Source organism: Planktotalea sp., from assembly GCF_049680325.1.
In the GTDB taxonomy this organism is placed as follows: Bacteria; Pseudomonadota; Alphaproteobacteria; order Rhodobacterales; family Rhodobacteraceae; genus Planktotalea.
Genome location: NZ_JBAUHO010000066.1, coordinates 1 through 7,576, shown reverse-complemented (window position 1 = coordinate 7,576; position 7,576 = coordinate 1). Strand labels below are relative to the sequence as shown.

Annotated in this window: 10 protein-coding genes and 1 tRNA gene; 10 read left to right on the top strand and 1 reads right to left on the bottom strand. The window is 52.7% G+C overall.

The genetic code is table 11. From position 1 onward, the window contains the following. Positions 1-280: 280 nt before the first annotated feature. The 3 genes from WBC85_RS02750 (at position 281) to WBC85_RS02740 (ending at position 1,623) form a co-directional block, all read left to right on the top strand. On the top strand, positions 281-541 hold the full coding sequence (locus tag WBC85_RS02750; RefSeq protein WP_424433148.1) for a hypothetical protein: 261 nt from the start codon (positions 281-283) through the stop codon (positions 539-541). A 292-nt stretch (positions 542-833) separates the two neighbouring features. After that, the gene (locus WBC85_RS02745; protein ID WP_424433147.1) at positions 834-1,484 is read left to right on the top strand and encodes a CatB-related O-acetyltransferase; all 651 of its coding nucleotides are present in this window, start codon (positions 834-836) and stop codon (positions 1,482-1,484) included. A 63-nt stretch (positions 1,485-1,547) separates the two neighbouring features. Continuing rightward, positions 1,548-1,623, top strand: a tRNA-Trp gene (locus tag WBC85_RS02740). 48 nt (positions 1,624-1,671) lie between these two features. Here the strand turns inward: WBC85_RS02740 and WBC85_RS02735 are convergent. Further along, positions 1,672-3,132: a sulfatase-like hydrolase/transferase gene (locus tag WBC85_RS02735; RefSeq protein ID WP_424433146.1), complete on the bottom strand. Its 1,461-nt coding sequence runs from the start codon at positions 3,130-3,132 to the stop codon at positions 1,672-1,674. Between the two features lie 234 nt (positions 3,133-3,366). Between WBC85_RS02735 and secE the strand changes: the two genes are divergently transcribed. The 7 genes from secE to WBC85_RS02700 form a co-directional block, all read left to right on the top strand. After that, on the top strand, positions 3,367-3,564 hold the full coding sequence (secE, locus tag WBC85_RS02730; protein WP_424433145.1) for a preprotein translocase subunit SecE: 198 nt from the start codon (positions 3,367-3,369) through the stop codon (positions 3,562-3,564). Positions 3,565-3,775: 211 nt separating this feature from the next. Further along, positions 3,776-4,309, top strand: a complete 534-nt coding sequence (gene nusG, locus WBC85_RS02725) for a transcription termination/antitermination protein NusG (protein WP_424433144.1) — start codon at positions 3,776-3,778, stop codon at positions 4,307-4,309. 227 nt (positions 4,310-4,536) lie between these two features. Continuing rightward, positions 4,537-4,962, top strand: a complete 426-nt coding sequence (rplK, locus tag WBC85_RS02720) for a 50S ribosomal protein L11 (RefSeq protein ID WP_424433143.1) — start codon at positions 4,537-4,539, stop codon at positions 4,960-4,962. Then, complete coding sequence (gene rplA / locus WBC85_RS02715; RefSeq protein ID WP_424433142.1) at positions 4,962-5,660, top strand: 50S ribosomal protein L1; 699 nt, start codon at positions 4,962-4,964, stop codon at positions 5,658-5,660. Before rplK ends, rplA begins: the two co-directional genes overlap by 1 nt. Before the next feature lie 260 nt (positions 5,661-5,920). Further along, positions 5,921-6,436, top strand: coding sequence for a 50S ribosomal protein L10 (gene rplJ / locus WBC85_RS02710; protein WP_424433141.1), 516 nt, complete (start codon positions 5,921-5,923; stop codon positions 6,434-6,436). 72 nt (positions 6,437-6,508) lie between these two features. Continuing rightward, a complete protein-coding gene (rplL, locus tag WBC85_RS02705) occupies positions 6,509-6,889 on the top strand; it encodes a 50S ribosomal protein L7/L12 (RefSeq protein ID WP_424433140.1) in 381 nt (126 codons plus the stop codon). A gap of 214 nt (positions 6,890-7,103) precedes the next feature. Beyond that, the coding region (locus WBC85_RS02700; RefSeq protein WP_424433139.1) for a bifunctional transcriptional activator/DNA repair enzyme AdaA at positions 7,104-7,576 on the top strand (473 nt) is incomplete at its 3' end.

Genomic DNA, 7,576 nt, shown 5'->3' with positions numbered 1-7,576 from the left:
AAAAAAAGAAACGGCACCCAGAGCAATCCGGGTGCCGTTTTTCTGTTTGAGAATTCCGACAGCGAACAAATACCTTGCGAGCACGCGTAAAATGGCAGGCGCCTTAAGCAACCCATTGCCCTCGCTTGCGTCAGAGCCTTTCTGAATTGGCATAACCCCTATGCGTTTTTAGAGGGTTGAAGCTGTGGCCCCAGAGGTTATTTTTTCTGCAACGCAGCAAGATACTGCAACGCAGAAATCACTATAGAATCCTCGCGGTTTTAATAACAAAGGTAGAACCATGAAAAATCCGGTCACAGCAATGGGAGCGCTTTCAACAGTCGGCGAAATGAACAGCACCGTCGCAGGCGTATTTGAGAAGGCCGCTAACCTGGCGTCCGTTGTTTGGGCGGGTTTGCGCAAAGCCGTTACCGCAATGCAGGTTGCTCGTATGCAAAGCATTATTATGGGCATGTCGGATGAGCAGCTGGCGCAAATCAACGTCGAACGCAAAGATGCCCTGACCTATGGGCGCTCCTTGATCGTTCGCAGCGACGCATAAAGACAGCATTTCGAGGCGCGCCAATCCGCGCAGCGCCTCATACTTATCGGTTTTCTTGCATAGATGAGAAAACTGTAGGTGGCTTACTCGCTCCTCCCAGAGTTACCGGGCCACCAAACTCCAACGGCACCTCCTCCCGGATAGCCGTTTGAAACAGGCCAGTGTCGTCACCTCCTCCCGACGTCACTGGCCGCTTCTTTCCAGCAATCTCAAGTTCAACAGACCCATGCGGGTTTTGCGTTTTAGTGTGGTTTTGCGATACTGTTTAGCACAAATGCGCAAAGAGGCCCGAATGAGCGATTTCCCCGACCCAACCGAAACACATCCAATCCGTTTGGCAGATGGGGCCGCGCACTTGGGGACCGTTTTTTTGCGAGCGGTGATAGATCATCCACGTATAGAAATCGGCGAATACACCTATGCAAGTGCGCACAAGCCGCCAGAATGTTGGGCCAGCCAGATTGCGCCATACCTTTATGATTTCTCGCCAGAAAAGCTGATTATCGGCCGGTTCTGCCAGATCGCCAGCGGTGTGCAATTTGTCACCGCCTCTGCCAATCATCGCTATGACGGGTTTTCGAGCTTTCCCTTCGCCGTGTTCGGGGCTGGGCCGCGTGACGGGAGGCCCTCGATGCCAGAAACGGGCCGCGATACCTTTGTGGGTCACGATTGTTGGATCGGAACAGATGCAACGATTTTACCCGGCGCATGTCTTGGGAACGGCGTGATTGTCGGGGCAGGGGCGGTCGTTACAGGCAATGTCCCTGCCTTTAGCATCGTTGCTGGAAACCCCGCACGTGTGATCCGCGCACGCTTTGAGCGATCAACAATCGCTCGCCTGGAAGCGATTGCATGGTGGGACTGGCCGATTGACAGAATACTTGCGAATGAAGCGGCGATTTGCGGCGCTGACATTGAAGCGCTGGAGCGCGCCAAGGATTAACGCAATGGATGAAGATTGCCCCTTGCAAAGGCGTACCCTGCGCCGTAAACGTGCCGTGGCTTTAGGGGTTTAGCTCAGTTGGTAGAGCATCGGTCTCCAAAACCGAGGGTCGTGGGTTCGAGTCCCTCAGCCCCTGCCAAAGCCACCGCAAACACGATCGCTTATCGAAGCTTGCGCTATTTCAATTTCATTGTTGTTGCTCGTCGTTTGCCTGTATGGTCGCAAGTCTTTGCACTCGCCTTTGCTCAAGTAGTTCGGCCGACACTGGCCCTATTCGCGTTTCTGGCCGCTGACGTTCTGCTTCTTCGACAAATTGATCTATAGTATTTTTGAGGCGCGCGAACGAGTTGCGGTTTGAATGTAAAGCAAGGTTGTGATGTTCAAAAGGATCGGTCTTATGATCGTAAAATTCGTAACTGCCGTTCCAGTAGCGGATGATCCTGAATCGTTTGGTTCGTAAGCAGTACGAGCAGACTGGCGTCCCGTCATCAGATGGAGGCCCCCAAATGGAGGCCACAAATGAACGTTCGATTGGCTCGTTCTGGATCAGATATTGGGACAAGTCGTAACCTTGATAGTTGGACGGCTTTTTCAGGCCGAGCAAAGACAGAACGCTTGGTGCAAGATCAACAAGTGAAACCGGTGTTTTGCACCTGCCAGGGGTGATACCTGGTCCTGCAATCATCAATGGTACGCGAAGTGAGCGTTCCCAAAGCGAGAACTTGCGAAACGCCAGTTTTTCCCCGAACTGCCAGCCATGATCCGAGTAGAAGACGATGAGTGTTGTCTCTAGCAAACCCGTGTTCTCGAGATGATCCAGAACCCGCCCCAAGATATGATCGGCATAGGCAATTGATGCCAAGTATGCACGAATAAAGCTCTTGTACTCGTTTCGGGAAACCAGATTTTTGCCATCATCCATATGTCTGCGTGCCATTTTTCGCGCAGCTTTTGGAAGATCAGCCCAGCTTGTTTTGTCGTCAGGATCAAACGTGTCGCCAAGAAGGCCGGGTGGCAAGTCGACGTCGATTGGTATCTTGTCAAAAAACTCCTGCCGCGCAACGAATGGAAGGTGGGGGTGGTCGGTACCGAACCCCCAGAACTTTCCCGTGTCACCTGGTTTGATTTTCGCGATAAGCGCATCGGCGTTCAAGTCATCTCTTGTCACTGTTGAATTCGGGTCTATGCCAAAATCACATCTGCGCCTAAGAACGCCATCTTTCGCAGATTGACTAATAATGTCATAGGCTTCTGCGCTTTGGGAATTGAAATGTGACCAATCACTTGGACTGTTTTCCAACTGCTTGAAGCGGTTATGAAAAACTTTGCCAAATCCAAGGGTTTCAAACCCGCCAGTCCTGACTTGAGCGATCAAGTTTTCATCATTTTCAATCGGAAAGCAGTCATGCCAGTTCAGTTCGTGATGTACGATGCCCGTGCTCCAGGGATACCGCGAGAACAAGATCGACGTACGTGAGGGGGAACACGCGGGTGCTGCTGCATAGGCCGCCTCAAATAAGCGGGACCGCTCGGCTAGGCGATTTAGATTTGGCGTATATGCATTTGGATGGCCTTTGAGTGGCTCTATCCAGTCATTTAGGTCTTCCATTGAGAAAAACAGGACATTTTTAATCGCATTTGATGTCATTGATTTGCCCAGCTACCGTTCCGCGATCGGGTCTACCCACCTATGAGCCATATCAATCTCAGAGCTGTGCTTAGAAGGCAATGTGTCCAGAAGCTGGATCAAACGCTCAGTAATGATACCAATGCCCTTCTTGTGTCTGAACAGCGCGCAATCGGTGAACGACATAAACCTGTCTTGAAACCGCCGCACTCAAGGCGTATGTGGGCGTCAACCTCGTAAGATGAAAGACTGACAATGGCCCGCACCAACCCGCTTCAATATGTTCAGCAAGTCCGCTCCGAAGTGTCCAAGGTCGTTTGGCCTACGCGCCGCGAAGTGATGCTGACCACTGTCATGGTGTTTATCATGGCGGCTCTGACTGCTGTTTTCTTCGCCATGATCGACATCATCATCCGCACAGGGCTGACCAGCGTTTTGGGCATGTTCGGCTAAGCACCGGTTACCCCACGCAAACGGAAAATCCATGCAGGCCCTTGAATTGCCTGCTTTGCAGATGTATTGCGCAGACACTTCCCAAATTCACCGCGCACAGAATCGAACAGCGCAGCGAATTTGTGTTTTGATTTGCGACCGCTGGGTGTTTCGATAGCCTCGGGAAATAGAAAATTCGAACCTAAATGGTTCAGACAAGGATAATTGGCTGATGGCGAAGCGTTGGTATTCGGTAAGCGTTCTTTCAAACTTTGAAAAGAAGATCGCTGAGCAGATCAGAACCTCTACCATTGAAAATGGCCTTGAGGACGATATCGAAGAAGTGCTGGTCCCCACCGAAGAGGTGATCGAAGTGCGTCGCGGCAAGAAAGTGACATCCGAGCGTCGCTTTATGCCGGGCTACGTCCTTGTGCGCATGGAAATGTCCGATCAGGGCTATCACCTGATTAACTCGATCAACCGCGTTACAGGCTTCCTTGGCCCGCAAGGTCGCCCGATGCCAATGCGCGATGCGGAAGTGCAAGCGATCCTTGGCCGAGTTGCCGAGGGCGAAGATGCGCCTCGCACGCTTATTCACTTTGAAGTGGGCGAGCGGGTTAAGGTCAATGATGGCCCATTCGAGGACTTTGACGGTATGGTTGAAGAAGTCGATGAAGATAGCCAGCGCCTGAAGGTGACCGTGTCTATCTTTGGTCGCGAAACACCGGTCGAACTCGAGTTTACTCAGGTTACAAAGCAAAGCTGATTGGAATAATCGGCCTATCCAGCAGCCACGCGCTGCTGGGCCAAGATCCGCAACAAAATACCGATTGCATATAGGCCCGATTCGGACTATGCGCCTGAGGCTCATGGGTGGCGCATTGCGACACCCGTTTCCCGTGGGGGGCGAGGTCATCGCGATGATCGGACCAGACCACGGCAACAGTATCTTTGGAAACGCGTTTTCAGAGAGTTGAATTAGGAGAAAGCCACATGGCTAAAAAGCTAGCTGGTACGATGAAGCTGCAGGTTCCTGCAGGTAAAGCGAACCCATCCCCACCCGTAGGTCCGGCACTCGGTCAGCGCGGTATTAACATCATGGAATTCTGTAAAGCGTTCAACGCGAAAACAGCGGACCTGGAGCCCGGCGCTCCATGCCCGACCGTGATTACATATTATCAGGACAAGTCGTTCTCGATGGAAATCAAGACGCCACCAGCGTCCTACTTCCTGAAGAAAGCGGCAAAGCTGAATTCTGGTGCAAAACTTCCAGGTCGCGAGATCGTTGGTTCTGTCACAGTTGCTCAGGTTCGTGAAATCGCAGAAGCGAAAATGAAAGACCTGAACGCCAATGATACCGAAGCGGCGATGCAGATCATTCTGGGCTCTGCCCGTTCTATGGGCATTGAGGTGAAGTAATGGCTAAGCATGGTAAGCGTTTCGCCGCAGCACGCGCGGCATTTGAAGGCCAAGAGAACCTGACAGTTGAAGCAGCTGTTGCTCTTGTTAAGGCAAACGCCAGTGCGAAGTTCGATGAAAGCATCGAAATCGCAATGGTATTGGGCGTTGACCCACGTCACGCAGACCAAATGGTCCGTGGTGTTATCGGTCTGCCAAACGGCACAGGCAAAGACGTTCGCGTTGCTGTCTTTGCTCGTGGTGCCAAGGCTGATGAAGCTACGGCAGCTGGTGCGGACATCGTTGGCGCAGAAGACCTGATGGAAATCGTTCAGGGCGGCAAGATCGAATTCGATCGTTGCATCGCGACACCTGACATGATGCCAGTCGTTGGTCGTCTTGGTAAGGTCCTTGGCCCACGTAACCTGATGCCAAACCCAAAGGTTGGCACGGTGACAATGGACGTCGAGGCAGCTGTGAAAGCGGCCAAAGGCGGCGAAGTTCAGTTCAAAGCTGAGAAAGCCGGCGTTGTACACGCGGGCGTTGGCAAAACGTCCTTTGACGAAGCCAAGCTGGTCGAGAACATCAAAGCCTTCATCGGTGCCGTCGCAAAAGCGCGTCCATCCGGTGCGAAGGGTGCGTACATGAAGAAGATCAGCCTCTCCTCGACCATGGGTCCTGGCGTCAGCGTAGATGTTGCTTCTGCGAACGCAGAGTAAAAGAATTCTGGCGGCGTCCTTTTGGGCGTTGCTTGAATGGCGGGGCTGCTAAACTTTGGCCCCGTCCTGTCCGAGACGGAGGGTGAAAAGGCAACTTTTCATAATTCCTTCCTGAGATGGGGAACGAGACAGATATTCGAGGACGAGTACCTCGGGCGATCACTCGGGACCCTCACTTTGGACCCGAACGCCTTGCACTCCTATCGGAGTTGTTTGGCTAAACTGAGCCGGGGAGTGATCCCCAAATTTGGAGTGAAACTGTGGATAGAGCACAAAAAGAGAAATTGGTCGACGAACTCGGCCAGATCTTTGAAAGCTCTGGCGTCGTTGTGGTAGCCCACTACGCCCGTCTGACAGTTGTTGAGATGCAGGATCTACGTGCTCGCGCAAGCGAAGCAGGTGGCGCCGTGCGTGTTGCCAAAAACAGGCTCGCCAAGATCGCCCTTGAGGGAAAGCCATGCGCAAGCATTGCCGACCACCTTACGGGTATGACCGTTCTGACCTACTCTGAGGATCCCGTGGCAGCAGCCAAGGTAGCCGAAGACTTCGCCAAAGATAACAAAAAGTTTGAAATCCTTGGCGGCGCAATGGGTGAGAATGCTCTGGACCGTGCCGGTGTTACAGCCGTGTCTAAAATGCCTTCCCGCGACGAGCTTATTGCTTCGATCGTTGGTTGCATTGGGGCACCAGCTTCCAACATCGCCGGTGCAATTGGCGCACCTGCAAGCAACATCGCAAGCATCTTGTCCACGATCGAGGACAAGGCTGCGGCCTAAACAACAAGAGGGCTGGCGTGTGGTTGAAAAACGCACGTTGGAACACATCTTATATAAACGGAAAGAGTCAAAATGGCTGATCTGAAGAAACTTGCTGAAGAGATCGTTGGTCTTACACTTCTCGAAGCACAAGAACTGAAAACCATCCTCAAAGACGAGTATGGCATCGAGCCCGCAGCTGGCGGCGCAGTAATGATGGCAGCAGCTGGCGGCGACGCTGGTGGCGCAGCTGCAGAAGAGCAGACAGAATTCGACGTAATTCTGAAGTCTGCTGGTGCATCCAAGATCAACGTGATCAAGGAAGTACGCGCGATCACAGGTCTTGGCCTGAAAGAAGCAAAAGAGCTCGTTGAAGCTGGCGGCAAAGCTGTCAAAGAAGGCGTCTCTAAAGAAGAAGCTGAAGACGTTAAGGGCAAGCTGGAAGCAGCTGGCGCGGAAGTCGAAGTTAAGTAATTCTGCTTGCAGATTTATTTTGGAAACGGCGGTCCCTTGGGGTCGCCGTTTTTGTTTGCCCTCTGCGCTAAGGACAGCATCAAACTCGCGTGAACCAATGACCGCTTTGCGGACAAAGGGTGCTTTCGCTGCGGCTGCGCCAATGTCCGCAAAAAGAAAAATAGACGCCTGATTTCCGGCGGCACGATGTTGGGGCAACTGTTATGGTTCATTCATGTTATTTGACCTTCCAGATCACGACACGCTCTACCAAGCCCTCTTGGACCGCAACGCGGCCTATGATGGGCAAGCGTATGTCGGTGTCGCGACGACAGGCGTTTTCTGTCGACTGACCTGTCCTGCGCGCAAGCCCAAGACGGAGAACTGCACTTTCTATGCTTCGGTGGGAGAGTGCATCGAGGCAGGTTTTCGCGCTTGCAAACGCTGCCATCCGTTGCAACCGATGGCGTCCGCCGACCCCTCGATTGCGGCACTTTTGGCAGCATTGGATGAACGCCCTGAGTATCGTTGGTCAGAGAACGACATTGATCGCTTGGGCTTTGACCTGTCCACCGTAAGGCGAAGTTTCAAACGGCAGTTCGGGATGACATTTCTTGAGATGGCACGGCAACGCCGACTTCGTGACGGTTTTGAAACCATGTCTGATGGGGGCAAAGTCATTGATGCTCAATTGGATGCCGGATTCGA